Raw genomic sequence first — 259 nt, 5'->3', positions numbered from 1 at the left:
GGGGGCGGGCGAGGGCGGCGCGGGCGAGGCCGCCCGGCGGCGGCCCCGCCGCCTGGCGGGGGGCCCGGCTCTCGCGGGCGCCCAGACCAAGGCCCTGCGCACCGGCGAGCTGGACGTGCCCCTCGCCGCCTCCGTCGGGCTCGACGCCTCGCCCCAGGCCCTCCTGATGACCGGGGAGGACTACGCCGGGTTCCATGCGGCGTTCACGGAGAAGCGCCCGCCGAAGGGGCGGGGGCGATAGCCGTGGCGGGGCGGACGT

1 pseudogene is annotated in these 259 nt (G+C 81.1%); it reads left to right on the top strand.

From position 1 onward, the window contains the following. Positions 1–241, top strand: a pseudogene (locus KVT44_RS56310) (enoyl-CoA hydratase); the annotation flags it as partial. Positions 242–259 lie beyond the last annotated feature (18 nt).

The organism is Streptomyces sp. GbtcB7, from assembly GCF_019091445.1.
GTDB lineage: Bacteria > Actinomycetota > Actinomycetes > Streptomycetales > Streptomycetaceae > Streptomyces > Streptomyces mirabilis.
This window is presented reverse-complemented; position numbering and strand designations above follow the sequence as displayed.